Annotated in this window: 21 protein-coding genes; 18 read left to right on the forward strand and 3 right to left on the reverse strand. The window is 59.1% G+C overall.

Features of this window, described 5'->3' with window-relative positions:
- Positions 1–11 precede the first annotated feature (11 nt).
- The 9 genes from rnhB (at position 12) to ispD (ending at position 12143) form a co-directional block, all read left to right on the forward strand.
- Positions 12–638, forward strand: a complete 627-nt coding sequence (rnhB, locus tag FBY01_RS09950) for a ribonuclease HII (protein ID WP_010462803.1) — start codon at positions 12–14, stop codon at positions 636–638.
- A gap of 76 nt (positions 639–714) precedes the next feature.
- Positions 715–4236 carry a DNA polymerase III subunit alpha gene (gene dnaE / locus FBY01_RS09955; RefSeq protein ID WP_010462801.1) on the forward strand — a complete coding sequence of 1174 codons (3522 nt, stop codon included), beginning with the start codon at positions 715–717 and terminating at the stop codon, positions 4234–4236.
- 139 nt (positions 4237–4375) lie between these two features.
- Positions 4376–5323, forward strand: a complete 948-nt coding sequence (locus FBY01_RS09960; RefSeq protein WP_010462799.1) for an acetyl-CoA carboxylase carboxyltransferase subunit alpha — start codon at positions 4376–4378, stop codon at positions 5321–5323.
- 133 nt (positions 5324–5456) lie between these two features.
- Positions 5457–6785 (forward strand): tRNA lysidine(34) synthetase TilS, encoded by a 1329-nt coding sequence (gene tilS, locus FBY01_RS09965; RefSeq protein WP_145307563.1) that lies wholly within the window; start codon positions 5457–5459, stop codon positions 6783–6785.
- Between the two features lie 275 nt (positions 6786–7060).
- Positions 7061–8692 carry a CTP synthase gene (locus FBY01_RS09975; RefSeq protein WP_010462795.1) on the forward strand — a complete coding sequence of 544 codons (1632 nt, stop codon included), beginning with the start codon at positions 7061–7063 and terminating at the stop codon, positions 8690–8692.
- Between the two features lie 5 nt (positions 8693–8697).
- Complete coding sequence (kdsA, locus tag FBY01_RS09980) at positions 8698–9543, forward strand: 3-deoxy-8-phosphooctulonate synthase (protein WP_010462794.1); 846 nt, start codon at positions 8698–8700, stop codon at positions 9541–9543.
- Between the two features lie 156 nt (positions 9544–9699).
- On the forward strand, positions 9700–10989 hold the full coding sequence (gene eno, locus FBY01_RS09985; RefSeq protein ID WP_010462792.1) for a phosphopyruvate hydratase: 1290 nt from the start codon (positions 9700–9702) through the stop codon (positions 10987–10989).
- 171 nt (positions 10990–11160) lie between these two features.
- Entirely contained in the window at positions 11161–11439 is a 279-nt protein-coding gene (gene ftsB, locus FBY01_RS09990) for a cell division protein FtsB (RefSeq protein WP_008028992.1), read from the forward strand.
- Positions 11436–12143 (forward strand): 2-C-methyl-D-erythritol 4-phosphate cytidylyltransferase, encoded by a 708-nt coding sequence (gene ispD, locus FBY01_RS09995; RefSeq protein WP_145307559.1) that lies wholly within the window; start codon positions 11436–11438, stop codon positions 12141–12143. Before ftsB ends, ispD begins: the two co-directional genes overlap by 4 nt.
- 136 nt (positions 12144–12279) lie before the next feature.
- Here the strand turns inward: ispD and FBY01_RS10000 are convergent, their stop codons facing one another.
- Positions 12280–13176, reverse strand: coding sequence for a LysR substrate-binding domain-containing protein (locus FBY01_RS10000; protein ID WP_010462786.1), 897 nt, complete (start codon positions 13174–13176; stop codon positions 12280–12282).
- A gap of 107 nt (positions 13177–13283) precedes the next feature.
- Between FBY01_RS10000 and FBY01_RS10005 the strand changes: the two genes are divergently transcribed.
- From FBY01_RS10005 to rpoS, 8 genes are all read left to right on the forward strand, one after another.
- Positions 13284–14396, forward strand: a complete 1113-nt coding sequence (locus FBY01_RS10005; RefSeq protein WP_033059912.1) for an S-(hydroxymethyl)glutathione dehydrogenase/class III alcohol dehydrogenase — start codon at positions 13284–13286, stop codon at positions 14394–14396.
- Between the two features lie 8 nt (positions 14397–14404).
- Entirely contained in the window at positions 14405–15250 is an 846-nt protein-coding gene (gene fghA, locus FBY01_RS10010; RefSeq protein WP_010462782.1) for an S-formylglutathione hydrolase, read from the forward strand.
- Positions 15251–15293: 43 nt separating this feature from the next.
- Complete coding sequence (gene ispF, locus FBY01_RS10015) at positions 15294–15767, forward strand: 2-C-methyl-D-erythritol 2,4-cyclodiphosphate synthase (protein WP_010462780.1); 474 nt, start codon at positions 15294–15296, stop codon at positions 15765–15767.
- Positions 15764–16822, forward strand: a complete 1059-nt coding sequence (gene truD / locus FBY01_RS10020) for a tRNA pseudouridine(13) synthase TruD (RefSeq protein WP_077748334.1) — start codon at positions 15764–15766, stop codon at positions 16820–16822. The genes ispF and truD overlap by 4 nt, the downstream gene beginning before the upstream one ends.
- A complete protein-coding gene (gene surE / locus FBY01_RS10025) occupies positions 16810–17559 on the forward strand; it encodes a 5'/3'-nucleotidase SurE (protein WP_077748335.1) in 750 nt (249 codons plus the stop codon). Before truD ends, surE begins: the two co-directional genes overlap by 13 nt.
- 41 nt (positions 17560–17600) lie before the next feature.
- Entirely contained in the window at positions 17601–18236 is a 636-nt protein-coding gene (locus FBY01_RS10030) for a protein-L-isoaspartate(D-aspartate) O-methyltransferase (protein ID WP_172901226.1), read from the forward strand.
- Positions 18237–18447: 211 nt separating this feature from the next.
- Complete coding sequence (locus tag FBY01_RS10035) at positions 18448–19305, forward strand: peptidoglycan DD-metalloendopeptidase family protein (protein WP_077748336.1); 858 nt, start codon at positions 18448–18450, stop codon at positions 19303–19305.
- A gap of 105 nt (positions 19306–19410) precedes the next feature.
- Entirely contained in the window at positions 19411–20418 is a 1008-nt protein-coding gene (gene rpoS / locus FBY01_RS10040) for an RNA polymerase sigma factor RpoS (protein ID WP_010462770.1), read from the forward strand.
- 473 nt (positions 20419–20891) lie between these two features.
- Here the strand turns inward: rpoS and fdxA are convergent, their stop codons facing one another.
- The gene (fdxA, locus tag FBY01_RS10050) at positions 20892–21215 is read right to left on the reverse strand and encodes a ferredoxin FdxA (protein ID WP_008154011.1); all 324 of its coding nucleotides are present in this window, start codon (positions 21213–21215) and stop codon (positions 20892–20894) included.
- Positions 21216–21357: 142 nt separating this feature from the next.
- A complete protein-coding gene (gene mutS, locus FBY01_RS10055; protein ID WP_178113237.1) occupies positions 21358–23925 on the reverse strand; it encodes a DNA mismatch repair protein MutS in 2568 nt (855 codons plus the stop codon).
- Between the two features lie 211 nt (positions 23926–24136).
- Here mutS and FBY01_RS10060 point away from each other — a divergent pair, with 211 nt between their 5' ends.
- On the forward strand, positions 24137–24871 hold the full coding sequence (locus FBY01_RS10060) for an XRE family transcriptional regulator (protein ID WP_077748338.1): 735 nt from the start codon (positions 24137–24139) through the stop codon (positions 24869–24871).
- Positions 24872–24976: the final 105 nt, after the last annotated feature.

The following is a 24976-nucleotide window of genomic DNA, read 5'->3' on the forward strand; positions in this document are numbered from 1 at the left end:
GTAAAACAAGCATGCAAATGGGGCTGGATTTCACCTTGGTCGCTGAAGTGGAAGATCTGGTTGCCGGTGTCGACGAAGTCGGTCGCGGCCCGCTCTGCGGCGCCGTGGTCACGGCTGCGGTAATTCTCGATCCGAATCGGCCGATTCTTGGTCTGAACGACTCGAAGAAACTCACCGAAGCCCGCCGCGAAAAGCTCTACGACGAAATTTGCGAAAAAGCCCTGAGCTGGTGCATCGCCCGGGCCGAAGTTGAAGAAATCGATGAGCTGAATATTCTGCATGCCACCATGTTGGCCATGCAGCGCGCGATCGAAGGGCTGCACATCCAACCGAAACTGGCGATGATCGACGGCAACCGCTGCCCGAAACTGTCCATGCGCGCCGAAGCGGTGGTGCAGGGCGACGGCAAGGTGCCGGCCATCGCTGCGGCGTCGATTCTGGCCAAGGTCAGCCGTGACCGTGAAATGGCCGCTTTCGAATTGATTTACCCAGGTTACGGGATCGGCGGCCACAAAGGCTACCCGACCCCCGTTCATCTGGAAGCTCTGGCCCGATTGGGACCAACGCCGATTCACCGTCGTTCTTTCGCACCGGTGCGCCTGGCTTACGAGGCTCGCGAAAACCTGATCGAGAGTTAGTCGCGAGGCTGATGTTTTACTCAAGGCCCGGTACAATCCGGGCCTTGTTGTCTTCACGTTTCTAGACAGGATCACTATGCCGGCTTCATTCGTTCATCTACGCCTGCACACTGAGTATTCCCTGGTCGACGGTCTGGTGCGGATCAAACCGCTGGTCAAGACCCTGGTCGGCATGAACATGCCTGCCGTCGCGGTCACCGACCAGAACAACATGTGTTCCCTGGTCAAATTCTATAAAGCCGCCATGGGCGCAGGCATCAAGCCGATCTGCGGTGCCGACCTGTGGTTGTCGAACAAGGACCCGGACAACGCCCTGAGCCGGATCAGCCTGCTGGTGATGAACGCTGTCGGCTATCGCAACCTCACCGAACTGATTTCCCGCGGCTTCATCGACGGCCAGCGCAATGGCTCGGTCATCATCGAGCGCGAGTGGGTGGCCGAAGCCAGCGAAGGCTTGATCATGCTGTCGGCGGCCAAAGAGGGCGAGATCGGCCTGGCCATGCTCAGCGGCAATCCGGCAGAAGCGGAAAACCTCGCGCGCGAATGGATGGCCGTGTTCCCGGATCGTTTCTATCTGGAGATCCAGCGCACCAACCGCCCCAACGACGAAGAGCAGTTGCACGGCGCCGTGGCGCTGGCCGAGAAGATCGGTGCGCCGCTGGTCGCCACCAACGACGTGCGTTTCATCAAGCAGGAAGACTTTGCCGCTCACGAAACCCGCGTCTGCATCGGTGAGGGCCGCGCCCTCGACGATCCGCGGCGTTCGAAGAATTACAGCGATCAGCAATACCTCAAAAGCGCCGAGGAAATGGCCGAGCTGTTCAGCGACATTCCCGAAGCGCTGGCCAACACCGTCGAGATCGCCAAGCGCTGCAACATCGAAGTGAAGCTGGGCACTCACTTCCTGCCCAACTTCCCGATCCCTGATGGCATGACCATCGACGAGTATTTCCGCAAAGTCTCGTTCGATGGCCTGGAAGAGCGTCTCAGCGTTCTGCTGCCCCGAGACACCACCGAAGACTACGAAACCAAGCGTCAGGTCTACGTCGACCGGTTGAATTTCGAACTGGATATCATCATCCAGATGGGCTTCCCCGGTTACTTCCTGATCGTGATGGACTTCATCCAGTGGGCCAAGAGCAACGGCGTGCCGGTCGGGCCTGGCCGGGGGTCGGGTGCCGGGTCGCTGGTGGCCTATGTGCAGAAGATCACCGACCTCGACCCGCTGGAATATGACCTGCTGTTCGAACGTTTCCTTAACCCGGAACGGGTTTCCATGCCCGACTTCGACGTCGACTTCTGCATGGACGGTCGTGACCGTGTGATCGACTACGTGGCCGAGAAATACGGCCGTAATGCGGTGAGCCAGATCATCACCTTCGGTTCCATGGCCGCCAAGGCGGTGGTCCGAGACGTGGCGCGGGTGCAGGGCAAGTCCTACGGTCTGGCGGATCGTCTGTCGAAGATGATTCCGTTCGAAGTCGGCATGACCCTGGAAAAAGCCTACGAGCAGGAAGAAATCCTGCGCGACTTCATCAAGGTCGATGAAGAAGCCGCGGAAATCTGGGAAATGGCGCGCAAGCTTGAAGGCGTTGTGCGTAACGTCGGCAAGCACGCCGGTGGTGTGGTGATCGCGCCGACCAAGCTGACTGACTTCTCGCCAATCTATTGCGATGAGGCCGGCGACGGTCTGGTGACCCAGTTCGACAAGGACGACGTTGAAGCCGCCGGCCTGGTGAAGTTCGACTTCCTGGGCCTGCGGACCCTGACGGTCATCGACTGGGCGCTGAAAACCATCAACCGCGACCGCGCCAAGGTCGATCAGCCGCCGCTGGATATCGCGTTCATCCCGCTGGATGACAAACCGACCTACCAGCTGCTGCAAAAAGCTGAAACCACCGCGGTGTTCCAGCTCGAGTCGCGCGGCATGAAAGAGCTGATCAAAAAGCTCAAGCCCGACTGCCTGGAAGACTTGATCGCACTGGTGGCCCTGTTCCGTCCGGGCCCTTTGCAGTCGGGCATGGTGGACGACTTTATCAACCGTAAGCACGGTCGCGCCGAACTCGCGTACCCGCACTCGGATTACCAGTACGAAGGCCTCAAGCCCGTATTGGCACCGACTTACGGCATCATCCTGTATCAGGAACAGGTGATGCAGATTGCCCAGGTCATGGCCGGTTACACCCTTGGCGGCGCGGACATGCTGCGACGGGCCATGGGTAAGAAAAAGCCGGAAGAAATGGCCAAGCAGCGCGGCGGTTTCATTGACGGTTGCAAGACCAACAATATCGACGCCGACCTGGCCGGTAACATTTTCGACCTGGTAGAAAAATTCGCCGGTTACGGCTTCAACAAATCCCACTCCGCCGCTTATGGCCTGGTTTCATACCAGACCGCTTGGCTGAAGACGCACTACCCGGCGCCGTTCATGGCCGCGGTACTGTCGGCGGATATGCACAACACCGACAAGGTCGTGACCTTGATCGAAGAAATTCGCACCATGAAGCTGCGTCTCGACGCGCCGGATGTGAATACTTCCGAGTTCAAGTTCACGGTGAATGACGAAGGCCGGATTATTTACGGCCTCGGTGCGATCAAGGGGGTGGGCGAAGGCCCGGTCGAGGCGATTACCGAGGCGCGTCAGGACGGTCCGTTCAAGGACCTGTTCGATTTCTGTGCCCGTGTCGACCTCAAGCGAATCAACAAGCGCACCCTGGACGGTTTGATCCGTAGCGGTGCACTGGATCGTCTGGGGCCTTATTTCCATGACGAGCAGAAAGCCTATCAGGCCAATATCGACCGTAACCGGGCGGTCTTGCTGAACGCCATGGAAGGGGCGATCAAGGCGGCTGAACAAACCGCGCGTACTCATGACAGCGGTCATGTCGACCTGTTTGGTGGTCTGTTCGTTGAAGAAGACGCCGACGTCTACGCCAATCATCGCAAAGCCAAGGAGTTGACCCTCAAGGAGCGCCTGAAAGGGGAGAAAGACACCCTCGGCCTGTACCTGACCGGTCACCCGATTGACGAGTACGAAGGCGAGATCCGCCGTTTTGCCCGTCAGCGCATCATCGACCTGAAGCCGGCTCGTGATACGCAAACCGTCGCCGGCATGATCATCGCCTTGCGGGTGATGAAGAACAAAAAGGGCGACAAGATGGGGTTCATCACCCTCGACGATCGCTCCGGGCGGATCGAGGCTTCGCTGTTTGCCGAAGCGTTCCATTCAGCGCAATCGCTGTTGCAGACCGATGCGATGGTGGTGGTCGAAGGCGAAGTCAGCAACGACGACTTCTCCGGTGGCCTGCGGCTGCGGGTCAAGCGGGTGATGAGCATGGAAGATGCGCGCACCAACCTCGCCGAAAGCCTGCGCCTGAAGCTGCAGACCAAGGATTTGAAGGGCGATCAGCTACGCTGGCTGGGTGAGTTGTTCAAGCGTCATCGCGGCGCGTGCCCGATCACCATGGAGTACACGAGCCCCGATGCGAAGGCCTTGCTGCAGTTTGGCGAGACCTGGCGGATCGATCCGGCGGATGCGTTGATTCAAGCCCTGCGTGACCAGTTCGGGCGAGACAACGTCTTCCTCCAATACCGTTGACGGTCGGGGCTGTCTGTAGGCTCCGATCTCGACCAGAATTTTTAATCTCGACCTGAACGCGCCTGTCCCTTAAGGTAGGGCGCGAATAGACAACCGGCCGGCCCAAGCTCTCTTGGACGTCGACCCAAGACGGACGCCTATGAACCCGAATTTTCTAGATTTCGAACAGCCGATCGCCGACCTGCAAGCCAAGATCGAAGAGTTGCGCTTGGTCGGTAACGACAATTCGCTGAATATCGGCGATGAGATCTCCCGCCTGCAGGACAAAAGCAGCACGCTGACCGAAGACATCTTCGGCAAGCTGACCAGCTGGCAGATCGCACGTCTCGCGCGTCACCCGAAACGTCCGTATACCCTGGACTACATCGAACACATCTTCACCGAGTTCGACGAACTGCACGGCGACCGTCACTTCTCCGACGACGCTGCGATCGTGGGCGGCATTGCCCGTCTGGACGATCAGCCAGTGATGATCATCGGCCACCAGAAAGGCCGTGAAGTGCGCGAGAAAGTCCGCCGCAACTTCGGTATGCCGCGTCCTGAAGGCTACCGCAAGGCGTGCCGCCTGATGGAAATGGCCGAACGTTTCAAAATGCCGATCCTGACCTTCATTGACACGCCGGGCGCTTACCCTGGCATCGATGCTGAGGAGCGTAACCAGAGCGAGGCGATTGCCTGGAACCTGCGCGTCATGGCCCGCCTGAAAACCCCAATTATCGCCACCGTGATCGGTGAAGGTGGTTCGGGTGGCGCGCTGGCGATCGGCGTCTGCGATCAGCTGAACATGCTGCAGTACTCGACCTACGCGGTGATCTCGCCGGAAGGTTGCGCCTCGATTCTGTGGAAAACCGCCGAGAAAGCGCCGGACGCGGCTGAAGCCATGGGCATCACCGCCGAGCGCCTGAAAGGCCTGGGCATCGTCGACAAAGTGATCGGCGAGCCATTGGGCGGCGCTCACCGCGATCCGGCAGCGGCGGCGGCTTCGATCCGTGCCGAGCTGAGCTCGCAACTGGCGATGCTGAAGAAGTTCGATAACGAGGCGCTGCTGGCCCGTCGTTACGAGCGTCTGATGAGCTACGGTCTCTGATCTGACCGCGCTTCACCCATGTGGGAGCGAGCCTGCTCGCGAAAGCGGTATAACAGCCAACAGATAAGTTGAATGTTAAGCCGCCATCGCGAGCAGGCTCGCTCCCACATTTGATTTGTGCGAAGTGATCGATATGAGTCTGCCAACCCGTGATCTCTCCACCAGGCTTCTGCTGAATCTCGCGCCGTGGCGCAACGCCACAACCTGGCGCGTCGCGTTCTCCGGCGGACTCGACTCCACCGTCCTGCTGCACCTCCTTGCCCACCTCGCAAAAAACCAATCCCTGCCGGTGCTCAGCGCCATTTATGTTCACCACGGCCTTCAGGCTGCGGCTGATGCGTGGCCGCAACATTGTCAGTCGGTCTGTGACGCGCTGGGTGTGCCGCTGCAGGTGGTTCACGTTCAGGTTCGGCCCGGCGCCAGCCTTGAGCGTGCCGCCCGGGATGCGCGCTATGGCGCCTTCGTTGAAGCCACTCAAGCCAATGAGCTGCTACTCACCGCGCAGCACCGGGACGACCAAGCGGAAACCCTGTTGTTTCGGCTGTTGCGCGGGGCAGGGGTGAGGGGCTTGTCGGGCATGCCGCGCGAGCGCGTCCTGGGTCGCGGGCATCTTTTGCGTCCGTTGCTCGATGTCACACGCGCCGAGCTTGAGGCTTATGCGGCCGAGCATCGGTTGAGCTGGATCGAGGACCCTTCGAACCAGGACCGTCAGTTCTCACGCAACTACCTACGGCATCAAGTGTTCCCGGTATTGACCGAGCGCTGGCCGCAAGCGACGGCAACCATGGCTCGCACTGCCGCGCATCTGAGCGAAGCGCAGGGGTTGCTCGATGAGCTGGCCCACATCGATCTGGCCAGCGCCAATACCGCCAATGAATTCGATTGGCTGGGTCTGCCATCCCTGGAGTTGGCGCCGCTGGTCAGGCTTTCTGCCGCGCGCCAGCGCAACGCATTGAGTCACTGGCTTGCAGCATTGACGCGGCTGCCGGATAGCGACCATTGGTCGGGTTGGAATGATTTGCGCGATGCCACGGGTGATGCCCGTCCGGTCTGGCGATTGGCGGAGGGCGAATTGCATCGGGCGGGCGGGCGTATCTGGTGGCTGTCGGGTCGTTGGCTGCGCGTTCCCCCCCCAGTTGGCCTTTGGACTGATCCTTCGACAACGCTGGTTTTACCGGAAAACGGCGAGCTTACGATCACCGGCCAAATCCCCGCCGGCCCGCTGCAAATCCGCTATCGTGAAGGAGGCGAGGTCATGAATCTGCCTGAGCGCGGCCACCGGGATCTCAAGCGTTTGCTCAACGAACGCGGGGTTCCGGGCTTCGTCCGTGGCAGATTGCCGCTGCTTTACCGGGACGCGCAATTGCTGGCGGTGGCCAACCTGCGGGGCCTCGATGGCAACGAGCAGGAGGGCTGGCATTTGCAGTGGGACCCACTGAGCGAAGATCAAGGTTTGAGCTGAAAGGGGCTTTCCGGTAGACTACGCTCCCTTCTTGATACAACTTCTGTGGATTCGCCTGAATTACAGAAGTTGCCGATTACCAAGCAGTCTTTGCTGGGCGATTCCAAAAAATGTGTAGCGAGCAACGTACCGGTGTTTCATCTGCCGGTCTGTCCCAACGCGGCGGTTTTTTTTGAAAGGTGCACTGTGATTAATGCAGGTGATCGGGGGCTTCGGCCTTCCTTCGCTTTCCCCGGCGGCTCGGACCGCTTTAACGCAGACTTCTAGGGTTTTTCATGACGCGCTACATATTCGTCACGGGCGGTGTTGTTTCTTCATTGGGGAAAGGCATTGCCTCGGCTTCATTGGCGGCCATCCTGGAGGCGCGGGGACTTAAGGTCACCATGCTGAAGCTGGACCCGTACATCAACGTTGACCCGGGCACCATGAGCCCGTTCCAGCACGGTGAAGTGTTCGTCACCCACGACGGCGCCGAGACCGACCTGGACCTGGGCCACTACGAGCGGTTCATCCGCACGACCATGACCCAGAACAACAACTTCACCACCGGCCGTGTCTACGAACACGTCCTGCGCAAAGAGCGCCGTGGTGATTACCTGGGTGCAACCATCCAGGTGATCCCGCACATCACCGACGAAATCAAGCGCCGCATCATCAAGGGTGCCGGCGATGCTGACGTGGCGATGGTCGAGATCGGTGGCACCGTGGGTGACATCGAGTCGCAACCGTTCCTCGAAGCGATCCGTCAATTGCGTTTCGAAGTCGGCGCCAAGCGCGCGATGCTGATGCACCTGACGCTGGTGCCGTACATCGCCACTGCCGGCGAAACCAAAACCAAACCAACCCAGCACTCGGTCAAGGAACTGCGTTCCATCGGCCTGCAGCCAGACGTGCTGGTGTGCCGTTCCGATCACCCGATCGACATCTCGTCGCGTCGCAAGATCGCGCAGTTCACCAACGTTGAAGAACGTGCGGTGATCGCGCTGGAAGATGCCGACACCATCTACAAGATCCCGGGCATCCTGCACTCCCAGGGCCTGGACGATTTCGTCGTCGAGCGTTTCGGCCTGCAATGCGGCAGCGCGGACCTGTCCGAGTGGGAAGCCGTGGTTGACGCCAAGCTGAACCCGGAACACGAAGTCACCATCGCGATGGTCGGCAAGTACATGGAACTGCTGGACGCCTACAAGTCGCTGATCGAAGCGATGAGTCACGCCGGCATCAGCAACCGCACCAAGGTCAACCTGCGCTACATCGATTCCGAAGACATCGAAAACCAGGGCACCGCGCTGCTGGAAGGTGTCGACGCGATCCTCGTACCGGGCGGCTTCGGTCTGCGTGGCGTGGAAGGCAAGATCACCGCCGTTCAATACGCTCGCGAAAACAAGGTTCCGTACCTCGGCATCTGCCTGGGCATGCAAGTGGCCGTGATCGAGTTCGCTCGTAACGTGCTGGGCTGGAAAGACGCCAACTCCACCGAGTTCGATCGCGCCAGCGGTCATCCGGTCGTGGGTCTGATCACCGAGTGGGAAGATGCCACCGGCGCCGTCGAAACCCGTACCGAATCGTCCGACCTGGGCGGCACCATGCGCCTCGGCGCTCAGGATTGCCTGCTGGAACCGGGTTCCCTGGTGCACGATTGCTACGCCAAGGACGTGATCGTCGAGCGTCACCGTCATCGCTACGAAGTGAACAACAACTTGCTGCCGCAAATCATGGAAGCCGGCCTGAAAATCTCCGGTCGTTCCGGTGATGGCGCGCTGGTCGAAGTGGTTGAAGCCCCGGATCATCCATGGTTCGTCGCTTGCCAGTTCCACCCTGAGTTCACCTCGACACCACGCGACGGTCACCCGTTGTTCAGCGGTTTCGTTAAAGCAGCTTTGGTTCAACACCAGAAGAAGGCGTAAATCCGATGGCGCAGAAGATCATCCGTGTAGGCGATATCGAGATTGCCAACGACAAGCCAATGGTGCTTTTCGGTGGCATGAACGTGCTGGAAAGCCGCGACATGGCGATGCAGGTCTGCGAAGAATACGTAAAGGTCACCGAGAAACTCGGTATCCCTTACGTGTTCAAGGCCAGCTTCGACAAGGCCAACCGTTCCTCCGTGGCCTCTTACCGTGGCCCCGGCCTGGAAGAGGGCATGCGGATTTTCCAGGACATCAAGCAAGCCTTCGGCGTGCCGATCATCACCGACGTCCACGAACCTGACCAGGCCGCGGTCGTCGCTGAAGTCTGCGACATCATCCAACTGCCGGCCTTCCTGTCGCGCCAGACCGACCTGGTGGTCGCAATGGCCAAGACCGGCGCGGTGATCAACATCAAGAAAGCCCAGTTCCTCGCCCCGCATGAGATGAAACACATCCTGAGCAAATGCGTGGAAGCGGGTAACGATCAGTTGATCCTCTGCGAACGCGGTTCGAGCTTTGGCTACAACAACCTGGTCGTCGACATGCTTGGCTTCGGCATCATGAAGCAGTTCGAATACCCGGTGTTCTTCGACGTGACCCACGCGCTGCAAATGCCCGGTGGTCGCTCCGATTCCGCCGGCGGTCGTCGCGCCCAGGTCACTGACCTGGCCAAGGCAGGCATGAGCCAGTCGCTGGCCGGTCTGTTCCTCGAAGCCCACCCGGACCCGGACAACGCCAAGTGCGACGGCCCTTGCGCCTTGCGCCTGGACAAACTGGAGCCATTCCTGGCCCAGCTCAAAGCCCTGGACGAACTGGTGAAGAGTTTTCCGACGGTAGAGACCGCGTAAACCTCATTTCTCCGGTAAAGTACCGCACGATTTGTTGCTCAGGCCCTCGGGCCTGAGCCTTATCGTCCGCAAGTCTGCCTGCTGCACACCACTTGCCGACGGTAAAAGATTTCCTCTAGCTGCGTCGTTTTCGTCAACTTTGGAGTGTTTACAACAATGGCAAAAATCGTCGACATCAAAGGTCGTGAAGTTCTCGACTCCCGTGGCAATCCCACCGTGGAAGCGGACGTGCTTCTCGATAACGGCATCATCGGTAGCGCGTGCGCGCCGTCCGGTGCTTCCACTGGCTCGCGTGAAGCGCTCGAGCTGCGTGATGGCGACAAGAGCCGTTACCTGGGCAAAGGCGTACTCAAAGCCGTTGCCAACATCAACGGTCCGATCCGCGATCTGTTGCTGGGTACAGACCCAAGCGACCAGAAAGCACTGGATCACGCGATGATCAAGCTTGATGGCACCGAAAACAAAGGCTCCCTGGGCGCCAACGCGATCCTCGCCGTTTCCCTGGCCGCCGCCAAGGCCGCCGCACAGGACCAGGACCTGCCGCTGTACGCGCACATCGCCAACCTGAACGGCACCCCGGGTGTCTACTCGATGCCGGTTCCGATGATGAACATCATCAACGGTGGCGAGCACGCCGATAACAATGTCGACATCCAGGAATTCATGGTTCAGCCGGTTGGCGCCAAGTCTTTCTCGGAAGGCCTGCGCATGGGCACCGAGATTTTCCATCACCTCAAAGCTGTTCTGAAGGCCCGTGGCCTGAGCACCGCAGTGGGTGACGAAGGTGGTTTCGCACCGAACCTGGCTTCCAACGAAGACGCGTTGAAAGTGATCTCCGAGGCCGTGGCCAACGCCGGTTACAAGCTGGGCACCGACGTGACCCTGGCACTGGACTGCGCGGCCAGCGAATTCTACGAAGACGGTAAATACAACCTGTCCGGCGAAGGCCAGGTGTTCACCGCCGAAGGTTTCGCTGACTACCTCAAAGGCCTGACCGAGCGTTATCCGATCATCTCGATCGAAGACGGCCTGGACGAGTCCGACTGGGCTGGCTGGAAAATCCTCACCGACAAGATCGGCGAGAAGACCCAGCTGGTGGGCGACGACCTGTTCGTGACCAACACCAAGATCCTGAAAGAAGGCATCGATAAAAAGATCGCCAACTCGATCCTGATCAAGTTCAACCAGATCGGCACCCTGACCGAAACCCTGGAAGCCATCCAGATGGCCAAGGCCGCTGGTTACACTGCCGTGATCTCGCACCGCTCCGGCGAAACCGAAGATTCGACCATTGCCGACCTGGCGGTGGGCACTGCGGCTGGCCAGATCAAGACCGGTTCCCTGTGCCGTTCGGACCGCGTGTCCAAGTACAACCAACTGCTGCGTATCGAAGAGCAGTTGAATGGCAAAGCCAAGTACAACGGTCGCAGCGAATTCCGCGGTTAATCGTTAACTGGTAAAAAGACACCGGATTGTGTCGGAAAAATCGCTACAGCGATGGATTTGCCACTAATCTGATGCCTTATAAGCACAAGCCTGGGTCTTCCAGGCTTCGTGCTATCAGAAGCTTCAAAGTTTTGGCATGGCTGTCTTTTTTCACTGGATACCTGATATTCGATGCGCAGTCCCAATTGGTTGTTCCTCGTCTTGCTCTTGCTGCTGGCTGGCCTGCAATACCGCCTGTGGGTGGGAAATGGCAGTCTGGCGCAAGTGGCCGAGCTGACTCAGCAGATCGCAGATCAGCACGCTGAGAACGAAGGGTTGCTGGAACGCAATCGGGTCATGGACGCCGAAGTCAGCGAGTTGAAAAAAGGCATGGAGACCGTGGAAGAGCGGGCTCGTCATGAGTTGGGCATGGTCAAGGACGGTGAAACCCTTTACCAGTTGGCTCAATGAATAACTCTTTACCGGCCTTCTGGGCCGTGATTCCTGCCGCGGGCGTCGGTGCCCGTATGGCCGCAGACCGTCCCAAGCAATACTTGCAATTGGGCGGGCGCACTATTCTCGAACACAGCCTTGGCTGTTTCCTTGATCATCCTGCCCTGAAGGGGTTGGTGGTCAGTCTTGCTGTTGATGATCCCTACTGGCCGAACCTGGCGTGTGCTGCCGATCCGCGTATTCAGCGGGTCGAGGGCGGCGACGAGCGTTCCGGGTCAGTGCTCAATGCCTTGCTGCATCTGCACGCTCAAGGTGCTGACGATGAAGACTGGGTGCTGGTTCACGATGCTGCACGGCCGAATCTTTCGCGTGATGATCTTGATAAGTTGCTGGGTGAGTTGGCGGACGATCCAGTGGGCGGGCTGCTGGCAGTTCCTGCCCGCGATACGCTCAAACGGGTCGACAAGCACGGTCGTGTGGTTGAAACCGTGGATCGTAGCGTGATCTGGCAGGCGTACACGCCGCAGATGTTTCGCCTCGGCGCGTTGCATCGAGCATTGGCGGACAGTCTGGTGGCGGATGCCTTGGTGACTGATGAAGCGTCGGCCATGGAGTGGGCTGGGTTGGCGCCGCGTCTGATTGAAGGGCGGTCCGATAATCTCAAGGTTACTCGCCCTGAAGATCTTGAATGGCTTCGCCAGCGTTGGGCTACTCGCCGCTGAGTCGCTCATTGGCTGTTCAACCGCCATCGCGAGCAGGCTCACTCCTTCATTGGAATGAATTTCCCTGTAGCACTGAGCCTGCTCGCGATGGCGTTCTATCAGTCAGCATAACTGTCACTGAAAGCGGCAATCCGAGCTAAGTTCGATACTCCGGCCGCTCAGCCAACCCTTGCTTCAAATAATCCACCAACTTGCGCACCTTCGGCGACAGATGCCGCTGCTGTGGATACAGCGCCCAAACCGCCGTGTTCGGTGGCTGGTGCGCCTCCAGCAATGAAATCAATTCGCCGTTTTTCAGGTGCTCCAGCACGTAATAGTCTGGCAGCTGACACAACCCGACACCCTGTAGTGCCGCATCCAGAACCGCTTGCCCACTGTTGCAGCGCCAGTTTCCCTGCACCCGTTGCGAAAATTCCCGCCCGTTCTGCTCCAGTTGCCACATGTCCGAACTGCCGATCAGGCAATTGTGGCGGCTGAGTTCCGACAAACTGTGTGGGCGACCATACCGTTCCACGTAGGACGGCGACGCGCACAAATACATCCGCCGTGGTGCCAGGCGCGTGGCGACCAGTCGCGAATCCTGGAGACGCCCGAGGCGGATTGCCAGGTCCAGCCCTTCGTGCACCAGGTCGAGAGGACGGTTGCTCAATTCAATGTCGACGCGCAGTTGTGGATAAAGGCCCATGAAACGGGTCACCAATGGCACGATGAAGCGTTCGCCATACGCCACGGCGCAGGTCATGCGCAGCATGCCCTTAGGCTCGCTGGTCAGGTCGCCGACCGCGCGCAAGGCTTCTTCGCGACCGTCCTGCAAGCGCTGGCAATGTTGCAAAAAGGTTTGCCCGGCTTCGGTCAGCGTCACCCGGCGAGTGCTGCGGTAAAGCAGTCGCGTCTGAAGGCGCTCTTCGAGGCGTGCGATTTGTCGACTGATGTGAGAGGAAGAAACCCCAAGGCGTTCCGCCGCCGCCGTGAATTGGCTGCACTCGGCCACGGCGACGAACTCGTCGATTCCTTCCCAGCGGTTTTCAGACATCCAGGATTATCCCTGTGTGGCAATAATGTTTTGCTTTTGCCCGGATTATTCCTCGTAGCGCGCTGTATTACACTCCCTGTCTCGTTTTTATTCACTGGAGAATCCACATGATCAAGTCGCGCGCTGCCGTTGCCTTCGAGGCCAAGAAACCCCTCGAGATCGTCGAAGTCGATGTCGCTATGCCCAAGGCCGGTGAAGTTCTGTTGCGAGTGGTGGCCTCCGGTGTCTGCCATACCGATGCCTACACCCTGTCGGGCGCTGACCCGGAAGGCATCTTCCCGTCGATCCTCGGTCACGAAGGTGGCGCGGTGGTTGAGGCGATCGGTGAGGGCGTGACCTCCGTCGCGGTCGGCGACCATGTGATCCCGCTGTACACCCCGGAATGCCGTCAGTGCAAATTCTGTCTGTCGGGCAAAACCAACCTGTGTCAGGCGATTCGCGCGACTCAAGGCAAGGGCCTGATGCCGGATGGCACTTCGCGCTTTTCCTACAAGGGTCAGCCAATTTTCCACTACATGGGGACTTCGACATTCTCCGAATACACCGTGCTGCCGGAAATCTCCGTCGCCAAAATTCCAAAAGAAGCACCACTGGAAAAAGTCTGCCTGCTGGGCTGCGGTGTCACCACCGGTATCGGTGCAGTCCTCAATACCGCCAAGGTAAAACCAGGTGATACCGTCGCCATTTTCGGTCTCGGCGGCATCGGCCTCTCGGCCGTGATCGGCGCGGTCAAGGCCAAGGCTGCGCGCATCATCGCCATCGACATCAACCCGGCAAAGTTCGAGATCGCCAAGCAGCTCGGTGCAACCGACTGCGTGAACCCGAAAGATTTCGACCGTCCGATCCAGGAAGTCATCGTCGACATGACTGACGGCGGCGTCGACTTTTCCTTCGAGTGCATCGGCAATGTGCAATTGATGCGTGCGGCCCTTGAGTGCTGCCACAAGGGTTGGGGTGAGTCGGTGATTATCGGTGTGGCCGGTGCCGGCCAGGAAATCTCAACCCGTCCATTCCAGCTGGTGACCGGTCGTGTCTGGCGCGGTTCGGCATTCGGCGGCGTGCGCGGTCGTACCGAATTGCCAAGCTACGTCGAGATGGCCGAAACCGGCGAAATCCCGCTGGATACGTTTATCACCCACACCATGGGCCTGGAAGACATCAACAAGGCTTTCGACCTGATGCACGAAGGCAAAAGCATCCGTAGCGTCATCCATTTCTGAGGTCGGTCATGAGCCTGGAAAATATCTCCTGCCAGAAAAGCTTCGGTGGCTGGCACAAACGCTACAAGCACCGCTCCGATGTCCTCGGCTGCGACATGGTGTTCGCCGTGTACCTGCCGCCGCAGGCGGAGCAGGGCGGCAAGTTGCCGGTGCTGTATTGGTTGTCCGGCCTGACCTGTACCGACGAAAACTTCATGCACAAGGCCGGCGCGATGCGCATGGCCGCCGAGCTTGGGTTGATCATCGTTGCGCCGGACACCAGCCCTCGCGGACCCGATGTTCCAGGTGATCCGGACGGCGCCTGGGACTTCGGTCTCGGTGCCGGGTTTTATCTGAATGCCACGCAGGAACCCTGGTCCCGGCACTATCGGATGCATGACTATGTCGTGCAGGAATTGCCGGCATTGGTCGAAGCCCATTTCCCGGCGTCGGACAAGCGCGGCATCAGCGGTCACTCCATGGGTGGCCACGGTGCACTGGTCTGCGCCTTGCGCAATCCGGGGCGTTACCAATCGGTGTCGGCGTTCTCGCCGATCAACAATCCGATGGATTGCCCGTGGGGTCAGAAAGCGTTTTCCCGCTACTTGGGGGAGGACCGCTCGAAGTGGCGCGAATGGGATGCCTGCGCACTGATCGCCGAGGCCGACGAAAAGTTGCCGTTGCTGGTCGATCAAGGTGACCGTGATGATTTCCTGGCGACTCAACTCAAGCCTGAAGCCTTGCAACAGGCGGCCAAACTGGCCGGTCATCCGCTGACGTTGCGCCTGCAACCGGGCTACGACCACAGCTATTTCTTCATCGCCAGCTTCATTGACGACCACTTGCAGCATCACGCACGCGCTCTAGGCGCCTAATGCAGGTAGAATCACGCCCTGACAAAAATCGGGGCGTTTTTTTATGCGTATTGGCCACGGCTATGATGTGCACCGTTTCGCTGAAGGCGATTTCATTACTCTGGGCGGTGTGCGCATTGCACACGGCTTCGGGCTGCTCGCTCACTCCGACGGTGACGTCCTGCTGCACGCCTTGAGCGATGCCTTGCTCGGCGCCGCTGCGCTGGGTGATATCGGCAAGCACTTCCCGGACACCGACCCGACATTCAAGGGCGCCGACAGCCGCGTGCTGTTGCGTCACGTCGTCGCACTGATCCACGCCAAAGGCTGGAAAGTCGGCAACGTCGATAACACCATCGTCGCCCAGGCGCCGAAAATGGCCCCGCATATCGAATCGATGCGCGCGCTGATTGCCGCGGATCTTCAAGTTGAGTTGGATCAAGTGAACGTGAAAGCTACCACCACCGAAAAGCTTGGCTTTGTCGGTCGCGAAGAAGGCATTGCCGTGCATTCCGTTGCCTTGTTGCTGCGCGCATGAACGAAGCGCAATTGCTCGGCCCGCGAGCCTATGGCGACGCCCTCGGTACGGCGGTTCTGAAAGCCACCGCAGAAGATTTTCAGGTCGATGAAGTGCTCGATATCCCCCTCAGTGGCGATGGCGAACACTTGTGGATCTGGGTGGAAAAGCGCGGCCTCAATACCGAAGAAGCGGCACGGCGCATTGCCAAGGCGGCGGGTGTGCCATTGCGCACCGTCAGCTATGCAGGCCTCAAGGATCGTCAGGCGCTGACTCGCCAGTGGTTCAGCGTGCAGCTGCCGGGCAAGGCCGATCCTGATTTGTCGGCGGCCGAAAACGACACGCTGAAAATCCTCAAGACCGGTCGGCACAAGCGCAAGCTGCAACGCGGTGCCCATTCGGCGAATGGCTTCACCTTGCGCCTGACGCAATTCGCTGGCGACAAAGCCGCGATTGAAGAGCGGCTGCAGCTGATCGCCAAGCAAGGTATTCCCAATTATTTCGGTGCCCAGCGTTTCGGCTTTGATGGCGGTAATGTGGTCGATGCCCGTGCCTGGGCCGCGCGCAAGGCGTTGCCTGAGCAGCGCAATGTCCGTTCGCGTCTGCTCTCCACTGCCCGCAGCTTCCTGTTCAACCAGGTATTGGCGGCGCGTGTGGCCGATGGCACCTGGCAGCAAGCGCAGGTTGGCGATCTGCTGGCCTTCACCGACAGCCGCAGTTTTTTTCCGGCAGGTGAAGCCGAGTGCAGCGACCCGCGCCTGGCAATTCTCGACCTGCACCCGACCGGTCCCCAGTGGGGCGAAGGTGACTCGCCGGCGACCGGCGCTGTCCATGTACTGGAGCAGGCAATCGCCGCTCGCGAAGCGGATCTGCGCGATTGGTTGATTAACGCCGGAATGAACCACGAACGTCGCATCCTGCGGCTGCCCATTGGTGGGTTGACGTGGCATTATCCGGAGCCTGACATTCTGCAACTGGAATTCGTCCTCCCGGCCGGATGCTTTGCCACCGTATTGGTGCGCGAGCTTGTTGATCTGGTGCCGGTGGGGCAGACGGACAGCCCATGCGTATTCTGATTTCTAACGACGATGGGGTAGCCGCACCCGGTCTCGCCGCGCTTTATGCTGCGCTGGCGGATTACACCGAGTGCGTGGTTATCGCCCCGGACCAGGACAAAAGCGGCGCCAGCAGTTCGCTGACGCTCGACCGTCCGTTGCACCCGCAAACCCTGGCCAACGGCTTTATCAGCCTGAACGGCACACCCACCGATTGCGTGCACCTGGGCCTTAACGGCTTGCTGGAGCGCGAACCGGACATGGTGGTTTCCGGCATCAACCTGGGCGCCAACCTGGGCGACGACGTGCTGTATTCCGGCACCGTTGCGGCGGCACTCGAGGGGCGTTTCCTTGAGCGTCCTTCGTTCGCCTTTTCGTTGGTCTCACGGCAAGTGGAGAACCTTCCCACGGCCGCTTACTTTGCGCGCAAACTGGTCGAGGCCCACGCTGACCTCGACTTGCCACCGCGTACGGTACTGAGCGTGAATATTCCCAATTTGCCGCTGGACCACATTCGCGGTATTCAGCTGACCCGCCTCGGGCACCGCGCACGTGCTGCGGCACCGATGAAAGTGGTCGACCCGCGCGGCAAGTCCGGTTACTGGATCGCCGCCGCCGGGGACGCCGAGGATGGTGGCCCGGGCACCGACTTTCATGCGGTGATGCAGGGCTTTGTCTCGATTACTCCGCTGCAACTGGATCGCACCTTCAATGATGCCTTCAGAAGTCTCGATGGCTGGTTGGAGGGGTTGCGCTAATGGCTCGTGAACAAGACGATATTTTGCGTCGCGGCATCGGGATGACCTCGCAACGAACCCGCGAGCGCCTGATTCAGCGTCTGTATGAGGAAGGGGTTTCCAACGCCAAGGTGCTGGAAGTCATCCGTCGTACACCGCGTCACCTGTTCGTCGACGAAGCGCTGGCTCATCGCGCCTACGAAGACACGGCCCTGCCGATCGGACACAACCAGACCATCTCCCAGCCTTATATGGTGGCGCGCATGAGCGAGCTGCTGCTGGAGGCCGGTCCCTTGGACAAGGTGATGGAAATCGGTACCGGCTCGGGTTACCAGACGGCGGTGCTGTCGCAGCTGGTTGAACGGGTGTTCTCCGTGGAGCGCATCAAGGTGTTGCAGGACCGGGCCAAAGAACGCCTGGTGGAGCTGAACCTGCGCAACGTGGTGTTCCGCTGGGGCGATGGCTGGGAAGGCTGGCCGGCACTGGCGCCATACAACGGCATTATCGTGACCGCAGTGGCGACCGATGTACCCCAGGCGTTGCTGGATCAATTGGCGCCTGGCGGGCGACTGGTGATTCCTGTCGGCTCCGGTGAGGTGCAGCAACTGATGCTGATCATCCGCGAAGAACAAGGCTTTTCACGTCGTGTTCTGGGGGCGGTTCGCTTCGTGCCACTGCTCAACGGGCCGCTGGCCTGAGCATTTGTTCAAGTACGCTGAATTCTCTTCGATTGCCCGGGTCTTACAGCGGCATAGATGGGTTAAACAGGATTCATCGGCAGGCAGCAAACGTGTGCGCGAAGCGATTTCGCTTCATTAAAGGTAAAGCCTGTTCGGCCCGTTATACTTGCGACATTTCGTGCCGAAACACGGCAATCCACTATTTCAGCCACCAAAAAGGGAGCGGCGGGTGAGTCTCACAGTCATTGCGCAGCGTATGGGTACAAAGAGCTTTCAGCGCCTGGTGACTGGCCTCGTCTTGAGCACCTTGCTGGTCGGTTGCTCCAGTTCCAAAACGAGTGACGTGCGTGTCGTCGATCGTAACAAGTCCGTCGCCCAGCGTCCGGCGGTGACCACGGGTCAATACGTCGTTCGACCAAAAGATACGTTGTTCTCGATCGCTTTTCGCTACGGCTGGGACTACAAAGCCCTCGCCGCACGGAACAATATTCCTACGCCGTACACGATCCATCCGGGTCAGACAATTCGCTTTGACGGTCGCACCGGATCAACGTCGGCGGCGGTAGCCAGTGCTACCGATTCAACGCCTTCGTCGTCGCTGAAAACCACGGTAATCCGACGCCAGCCAAATGGCGCAACCACCAGCACAGCGGTGGTTGCACCGTCCGTCGCCAGCAAACCGACCCCCGCTCCGATGCCTCCTGCCGGCCCAGCCCCGACCGGCTGGGGATGGCCATCTAATGGCATTCTGATTGGAAAGTTCTCCTCAAACGGTAGTTTGAATAAAGGAATTGATATCGCCGGGGATTTGGGACAGCCTGTTTTAGCTGCGTCTGATGGGACGGTGGTATACGCCGGGAGTGGCTTAAGGGGCTACGGCGAATTAGTCATCATCAAACACAGCGACACCTACGTCAGTGCCTACGGACATAACCGCAGGCTGTTGGTTCGGGAGGGGCAGCAGGTCAAGGTCGGACAGACAATTGCCGAAATGGGGTCAACGGGTACAGACCGGGTGAAACTGCATTTTGAGATTCGCCGACAAGGTAAACCTGTAGATCCACTGCAGTTCCTGCCACGTCGTTGATTTGTTACCAGCCTGTTCCGTCACGTAGAGGGGACAGGCTCCAGCGTTGCCAAGGATAAAGGCGCCGCTTGAGCTTGGGGTCGAACTCACCAAAGGACTATAACAATGGCTCTCAGTAAAGAAGTGCCGGAGTTTGACATCGACGATGAGGTTCTCCTTATGGAGACCGGCATCGCTACGGATTCGATGTCGAATGATGAAGGGGCTGCTCCACCTTCCGTTCGTGCCAAATCCAAACACTCCGCTTCGCTAAAGCAACACAAGTACATCGACTACACGCGGGCACTTGATGCCACGCAACTGTACCTCAACGAAATCGGCTTTTCCCCGCTGCTCTCCCCGGAAGAAGAAGTTCATTTTGCGCGTCTGTCGCAAAGTGGTGATCCGGCCGGGCGCAAACGCATGATTGAAAGCAACCTGCGGCTGGTGGTGAAAATCGCCCGGCGTTACGTCAATCGTGGGTTGTCGCTGCTGGACCTGATCGAAGAGGGCAACCTCGGACTGATCCGGGCAGTGGAGAAATTCGATCCTGAGCGCGGCTTCCGCTTTTCAACCTACGCAACCTGGTGGATTCGTCAGACCATCGAGCGCGCAATCATGAATCAGACCCGGACCATCCGGTTGCCGATCCATGTGGTCAAAGAGCTCAACGTGTACCTGCGGGCTGCACGAGAGCTGACCCAAAAACTCGATCACGAACCCTCACCCGAAGAAATCGCCAACCTGCTGGAAAAACCAGTGGCAGAGGTCAAGCGCATGCTTGGCTTGAACGAGCGGGTTTCTTCGGTCGACGTCTCGCTGGGTCCGGATTCGGATAAAACCCTGCTGGACACCCTTACAGATGACCGACCAACCGATCCATGTGAGCTGTTGCAGGATGACGACCTGTCCCAGAGCATCGATCAATGGCTTTCGGAACTGACCGACAAGCAACGCGAAGTGGTGGTACGCCGCTTCGGCCTGCGCGGTCACGAGAGCAGCACACTTGAAGATGTGGGCCTGGAGATCGGCCTGACCCGGGAACGGGTCAGACAGATTCAGGTGGAAGGCCTGAAACGTCTTCGGGAGATTCTCGAGAAGAACGGCCTGTCGAGCGAGTCGCTGTTTCAGTAAGCAACGCGCTTGAGTAGCATTAAAAAACCTCGACTGGTTCGGGGTTTTTTAATGCCTGGGAGATGGCTGGCAAGCGCCTCAGGATTGTAGTTTCGCGCTGTAAGTCTTTGCTTACTCTTTCGTAAGTGTTCGTTATTTTTACAGTGTGGCAGTCGCTCATCTGTTACGTCTGCTCGAGTTATCTAATTGATTTATATAGTTATTAATAAAGATTAAAAGCATATGACAGAGCGTTTTGCGGATTGGGAGCGATTGCGCTTGGTGGGGAACTCTCTAGTATCTGAACTGTGTCAACGGACAGACACACCCTTCAAGGATGAGGGGAATGGACATCGCAGGAAGCGATTCATCAGGACGATGAAAAGGAACACAGGGAATAGGGAAAAAATGTGGGCGGGTCAAACCGCCCCTTTTTTTTTCCTGCAGAAAAGCAAAAAGGCCCGCTAGGGGCCTTTTCGAGAACGCGGGGGAAATCAGCGTTCGAGGTCTTTGATCTTGCCTTTGACGCCATCCCACTCTTCAGCGTCGGGCAGCGATTCTTTCTTCTCGGTGATGTTGGGCCAGATTTCGGCCAACTCAACGTTCAGCTGAATGAACTGCTGCATGTCTTCCGGGACTTCATCTTCAGAGAAGATGGCCACGGCAGGGCATTCTGGTTCGCACAATGCGCAGTCGATGCACTCATCCGGGTGAATCACCAGGAAGTTCGGGCCTTCGTAAAAGCAGTCCACCGGACAGACTTCTACGCAGTCGGTGTACTTGCACTTGATGCAGTTGTCGGTGACGACGAAGGTCATTTCTAATTTTCTCCTCAGGCGGCGGCAGCGGAGCCCCTTCTTGTTGGGGTCGCCAGGTTTGAGAGCGATAGTCTGCAGGCCAGGCTATTAGCCTGCAGCATCCCAAACCGCGCGAGATTCTAACAGCTTGCAGGCAAGTGCGTTAGATCCGTGTCTTTAGTGTATAGAGCATTTCTAACGCGCGACGCGGTGTCATGTCATCCAGATCCAGTTTGGCCAGTTCATCCAGCACCGGATGCGGCAGGCTGGCGAACATATCGCTCTGCTGCGGCGCGGCCGGTTTGCCTCTGGTTGGTTTAGGAACTTCATGGGGCAGGGCAGTCGCTTCCAGTCGGCCCAGGTGCTCGCGAGCACGCACGATCACTTCACTCGGCACACCGGCCAACTGCGCAACCGCCAGGCCGTAGCTCTGGCTGGCAGGCCCGGGCAGCACGTGGTGCAGGAACACGATGCGCTCGTTGTGCTCGGTGGCATTAAGGTGAACGTTGGCCACCAGCGGCTGGGCTTCCGGTAACACCGTCAGCTCAAAGTAGTGGGTGGCAAACAGCGTGTAAGCCCGCAGATGCGCCAGACGTTCGGCGGCAGCCCAGGCCAGGGACAGGCCATCGAAGGTGCTGGTGCCGCGACCGACTTCGTCCATCAGTACCAGGCTACGTTCGGTGGCGTTGTGCAGAATGTTCGCGGTTTCGCTCATTTCGACCATGAAAGTCGATCGCCCGCCCGCCAGGTCATCGCTGGAACCGATCCGGGTGAAGATCCGGTCCACCAGAGACAATTCGCAACTGGCTGCCGGCACGAAACTGCCAATGTGCGCCAGCAGCACGATCAACGCGGTCTGGCGCATGTAGGTGGATTTACCGCCCATGTTCGGACCGGTGATCACCAGCATGCGCGTGTTGTCGTCGAGGCTCAGGTCGTTCGCCACGAACGGCGTGGTCAGCACTTGCTCGACCACCGGGTGGCGACCCTGGGAGATGCGCATGCACGGCTCGTCAACGAAGCTCGGGCAGTTCAGGTCGAGGTTCAGCGCACGCTCGGCAAGGTTGCTCAGCACGTCCAGCTCGGCCAGTGCCGCGGCGGTGTCTTGCAACGGCGGCAATTGGGCGATCAGGTCTTCGAGCAGTGCTTCGTACAGCATCTTCTCGCGGGCCAGGGCGCGGCTCTTGGCTGACAACGCCTTGTCCTCGAACGCTTTCAGTTCCGGCGTGATGAATCGCTCGGCACCTTTGAGCGTCTGGCGGCGGATGTAGTCGGCCGGTGCCGATTCAGCCTGCTTGCTCGGCAACTCGATGAAGTAACCGTGAATGCGGTTGTAGCCGACCTTCAGGTGTGACAGGCCGGTGCGAGCCTTCTCCCGTGCTTCCAGGTCGATCAGGAACTGCCCGGCGTTTTCGCTGAGCGATTGCAAGTCGTCCAACTCGGCGTCGTAACCGGTCTTCAACACGCCGCCGTCACGGATCACCGCCGGCGGGTTGTCGATGATGGCTTTTTCCAGCAGCGCCGCAAGTTCCGGGTAGGTGCTGGTGGTCTTCGCCAGTTGAATGATGTGCGGCGCTTCCAGTTCAGTCATCGCCACTTGCAATTCTGGCAATGCACCGAGCGCATCGCGCAGGCGAGCCAAGTCGCGAGGACGGGCATTGCGCAGGCCGATCCGCGCCAGAATCCGCTCGATGTCACCGATTTCCTTGAGCTGCGGTTGCAGTTTTTCGAAACGGTAACCGTCGAGCAGGCAGGTGATCGAGGTCTGTCGCGCCAGCAATACGGTCAGATCCCGCAGCGGACGGTTCAGCCAGCGGGTCAGCAGGCGGCTGCCCATGGCGGTCTGGCAGCGGTCTACCACCGACTGCAACGTGTTGTCGCGGCCTCCGGCCAGGTTGGTGTCCAGTTCCAGGTTGCGACGGCTCGCGCCGTCCAGCACCACGGTCTCATCCAGGCGTTCATGGCGCAGGCTGCGCAAATGGGGCAGGGCGGTGCGCTGGGTTTCCTTGGCGTAGCTGAGCAGGCAACCGGCGGCGCCAATGGCCAGGGTCAGGTTCTCGCAACCGAAGCCTTTCAGGTCTTGGGTGGAGAATTGCTGGCAAAGGCTTTTCAGTGCCGAGTCGCGTTCGAAATCCCACGGCGCACGGCGACGAACCCCGCGACGTTTTTCCGCCGGCAGGTCCTTTGGCCAGTCATCGGGAATCATCAGCTCCACCGGATTGACCCGCTCCAGCTCCGCCAGCAGGTTTTCCCAGCCCTTTATTTCCAGCACGGTGAAGTTGCCGCTGGTGATGTCCAGCACCGCCAGACCGAACAGACGTTCGTCACCCAACACCGCCGCGATCAGGTTGTCCCGACGCTCATCCAGCAGCGCTTCATCGCTGACCGTGCCCGGCGTGATGATCCGCACCACCTGACGATCCACCGGCCCCTTGCTGGTGGCCGGATCGCCGACCTGTTCACAGATCACCACCGACTCGCCGAGCTTCACCAGTTTCGCCAGGTAGCCTTCGGCGGCGTGGTAAGGAATCCCACACATCGGAATCGCCTGACCGGCCGACTGCCCACGGGCCGTCAGGGTGATGTCCAGCAACTTGGCGGCCTTCTTCGCGTCTTCATAGAAGATCTCGTAGAAGTCGCCCATGCGGTAGAACATCAGCTGGTCGGGGTGCTGGTTCTTCAGGCGCCAGTATTGCTGCATCATTGGCGTGTGGGAGGACAGATCGGACAGTGCTTTATTCATCGGATATCAGGCAAATTCGTTGAAAGGTGTAGGGCAAAGGAGGGACATCAGCCCGGCTTTTCCGCGATGGGCGCAAGGTTAACATGAGCGGTCTGCCGGACGCAGGCATGAAAGCCCTGCCGCACATTTCCAATATTTATGCATGATTTATGCGAATCAGCATTTGTCTTCCGAAAAAAGTTCAAGCACTATGCCCGTTATGCAAAAACGCAATGTTTCTACCGTCTTAAGAGCGCTGCTCGATCAGCACGGGATCTCCCCCACGGAGCTTCACCGTCGCACCGGCGTGCCTCAATCCACTCTCTCGCGAATCCTCAGCGGGAAGATCGTCGACCCTTCGGATAAACACATTTCGAAGATCGCCGAGTACTTCGCTGTGAGCACCGATCAGTTGCGCGGGCGCGCGGATGTCGCTGCCATCGCCAATACCGGGCGCGATCAATTGCATTCCGAACTCAAGGACATAAGTCTGTGGGACGACGACACGCCCGTCGATGATGACGAGGTGTCGGTCCCCTTTCTTCGCGAGGTTGAATTGGCTGCTGGATCAGGAAGATTCGTTATCGAAGAAAGCGAACGCTCTAGCCTGCGCTTCGGTAAGCGCAGCTTGCGCCATAACGGTGTGCAATTCGATCAGGCCAAATGCGTGACGGTGCGCGGCAACAGTATGCTGCCGGTGCTGCGCGATGGCGCCACCGTTGGCGTGAATGCGGGCAAGTGCGGGATTGGCGACATCATTGATGGCGACTTGTATGCCATCAATCACAATGGCCAATTGCGGGTGAAACAGCTTTATCGCTTGCCGACCGGTATTCGTCTGCGCAGCTTCAATCGGGATGAACACCCGGACGAGGACTACACTTTTCAGGAAGTCCAGGAAGAGCAAATCGTCATCCTCGGTCACGTCTTCTGGTGGGGCATGTACGCCCGTTAACCTCACCGCCCTGCAATAAAACCCGCCACCGAGCGGGTTTTTTTTCGCCTGCCACAAACCGTCAGCGCCTTTGTTTGCAGGGGTTTCATGCGCCAGTGCATTTAT

The sequence above is a fragment of the Pseudomonas sp. SJZ077 genome (genome assembly GCF_007993905.1).
Taxonomy (GTDB): Bacteria; Pseudomonadota; Gammaproteobacteria; order Pseudomonadales; family Pseudomonadaceae; genus Aquipseudomonas; species Aquipseudomonas mandelii.

Coding starts and splice junctions, on each gene's coding strand:
- FBY01_RS10000 (WP_010462786.1), bottom strand. CDS start 13,176: ATGTCTGAAAACCGCTGGGAAGGAATCGACGAGTTCGTCGCCGTGGCC.
- FBY01_RS10060 (WP_077748338.1), top strand. CDS start 24,137: ATGCAAAAACGCAATGTTTCTACCGTCTTAAGAGCGCTGCTCGATCAG.
- ispF (WP_010462780.1), top strand. CDS start 15,294: ATGCGTATTGGCCACGGCTATGATGTGCACCGTTTCGCTGAAGGCGAT.
- eno (WP_010462792.1), top strand. CDS start 9,700: ATGGCAAAAATCGTCGACATCAAAGGTCGTGAAGTTCTCGACTCCCGT.
- ftsB (WP_008028992.1), top strand. CDS start 11,161: ATGCGCAGTCCCAATTGGTTGTTCCTCGTCTTGCTCTTGCTGCTGGCT.
- FBY01_RS09975 (WP_010462795.1), top strand. CDS start 7,061: ATGACGCGCTACATATTCGTCACGGGCGGTGTTGTTTCTTCATTGGGG.
- rnhB (WP_010462803.1), top strand. CDS start 12: ATGCAAATGGGGCTGGATTTCACCTTGGTCGCTGAAGTGGAAGATCTG.
- fghA (WP_010462782.1), top strand. CDS start 14,405: ATGAGCCTGGAAAATATCTCCTGCCAGAAAAGCTTCGGTGGCTGGCAC.
- ispD (WP_145307559.1), top strand. CDS start 11,436: ATGAATAACTCTTTACCGGCCTTCTGGGCCGTGATTCCTGCCGCGGGC.
- fdxA (WP_008154011.1), bottom strand. CDS start 21,215: ATGACCTTCGTCGTCACCGACAACTGCATCAAGTGCAAGTACACCGAC.
- rpoS (WP_010462770.1), top strand. CDS start 19,411: ATGGCTCTCAGTAAAGAAGTGCCGGAGTTTGACATCGACGATGAGGTT.
- FBY01_RS10030 (WP_172901226.1), top strand. CDS start 17,601: ATGACCTCGCAACGAACCCGCGAGCGCCTGATTCAGCGTCTGTATGAG.
- FBY01_RS09960 (WP_010462799.1), top strand. CDS start 4,376: ATGAACCCGAATTTTCTAGATTTCGAACAGCCGATCGCCGACCTGCAA.
- truD (WP_077748334.1), top strand. CDS start 15,764: ATGAACGAAGCGCAATTGCTCGGCCCGCGAGCCTATGGCGACGCCCTC.
- kdsA (WP_010462794.1), top strand. CDS start 8,698: ATGGCGCAGAAGATCATCCGTGTAGGCGATATCGAGATTGCCAACGAC.
- FBY01_RS10005 (WP_033059912.1), top strand. CDS start 13,284: ATGATCAAGTCGCGCGCTGCCGTTGCCTTCGAGGCCAAGAAACCCCTC.
- surE (WP_077748335.1), top strand. CDS start 16,810: ATGCGTATTCTGATTTCTAACGACGATGGGGTAGCCGCACCCGGTCTC.
- tilS (WP_145307563.1), top strand. CDS start 5,457: ATGAGTCTGCCAACCCGTGATCTCTCCACCAGGCTTCTGCTGAATCTC.
- dnaE (WP_010462801.1), top strand. CDS start 715: ATGCCGGCTTCATTCGTTCATCTACGCCTGCACACTGAGTATTCCCTG.